Source organism: Streptomyces sp. NPDC046881 (assembly GCF_040645015.1).
Taxonomy (GTDB): Bacteria; Actinomycetota; Actinomycetes; order Streptomycetales; family Streptomycetaceae; genus Streptomyces.
The window spans coordinates 1-1,362 of the sequence record NZ_JBEYXJ010000242.1 but is presented as its reverse complement, the minus strand read 5'-3'; the positions used below and the strand labels follow the sequence as shown (position 1 = coordinate 1,362).

The following is a 1,362-nucleotide window of genomic DNA, read 5'->3' as shown; positions in this document are numbered from 1 at the left end:
GGGGGGGGGGGGGGCGGGGGGGCGGGGGGGGGGGGGGGGGGGCGCGGGGGGGGGGGGGGGGGGCGCCGCGGGGGGCGCCCTATCCCCCCGGGGGCGGCCCTCTTGGGCCCCCCCGGCCGGAGGGACCGGTCGTCGTCTCCGCCGTGCGGGCGGAGCCCGGTCAGGCCTCGGGGGCCTCGACGGCGGCGGCCGTCCTGCGCGTCCGGCGCGGCTTGGGCGCCGCCCCGGCCTCGGCGGTCTCCGGTGCCGTCGCGGCCGTCTTGCGGGTCCGCCGCGGCTTCACCGCCGGCTCCTCGGTGGCCTGCGCCGGAATCTCCGGAGCGGCCGCCTCGGCAACGGCCTTACGGGTCCGGCGCGCCTTCGGAGCGGCGACCGCTTCCCCGTCGACCGCGTCCACGGCGGCGGTTGCGGCCTTCCGGGTGCGGCGCGGCTTGGCCTCGGCCTCGGCCTCGGTCGCCTCCGGCGCGGCTGCGGCGGTCTTGCGGGTGCGGCGCGGTTTGGCTTCCGTGCCTTCCGCGGTGTCCACGGCGGTCTCGGCGGCTGCGGCGGTCTTGCGGGTTCGGCGGGGCTTGGCCTCGGCCTCGGTCGCCTCCGGCGCGGCTGCCGCGGTCTTGCGGGTCCGGCGCGGCTTGGCCTCGGCTTCCGCCTCGGTCGCCTCCGGCGCGGCTGCGGCGGTCTTGCGGGTGCGGCGCGGTTTGGCTTCCGTGCCTTCCGCGGTGTCCACGGCGGCCTCGGCGGCAGCGGCGGTCTTGCGGGTGCGGCGCGGCTTGGCCTCGACCTCGGCCTCGGGGGCCTCCGGCGCGGCCGGCTCCGCTGCCTTGCGGGTGCGGCGGCGCGGCTTGGCCTCGGTGGCCTCGGCGGTGTCCACCGCGGTCTCGGCGGCTGCGGCGGTCTTGCGGGTGCGGCGCGGCTTGGTCTCGGCCTCGCCCGCCTCCGGTGCCGGCGCGGCCTCGGGGGCCGGCTCGGCCGTCTTGCGGGTGCGGCGGCGCGGCTTGGTCTCCGCGGCCGGCGCGGCCTCGGGCTCCGCCACCGGGCTGTCCGCGATCACGGACTCGGTCACGGCCTCGGCCACCGGCTCGGCCACCGGGGTCACGTCCGCGGTCGGCTCGGTCACCTGCCCGGTCGCCGGTGCCTCCGTCGCGGCAGGCTTCCGGGTACGGCGGCGGCGCGGCTTCTCCGGCGTCTCCAGGACGGCGGTGCCCTCGGCCGTGGTCACCGTCTCGACGGCGGCCTCGTCGGGGGGGGGGGGGGCCGGGGCGGGCGGGGCCCCGGCCCCCCCCGCGCCCCCCCGGGGGGGGGGGCGGCCCCGGCCTCCGGAGCCCGGCGCCGCGGGCGGTACCGCGGCGGCACGAACCGCTGGGC

General features: G+C 82.3%; 1 pseudogene. It reads right to left on the bottom strand.

Going from position 1 to position 1,362, the window contains the following annotated elements:
- Nucleotides 1-160: 160 nt before the first annotated feature.
- A pseudogene (locus tag ABZ923_RS41295) lies at nucleotides 161-1,234 on the bottom strand (ATP-dependent helicase); the annotation flags it as partial.
- Between the last annotated feature and the right edge of the window lie 128 nt (nucleotides 1,235-1,362).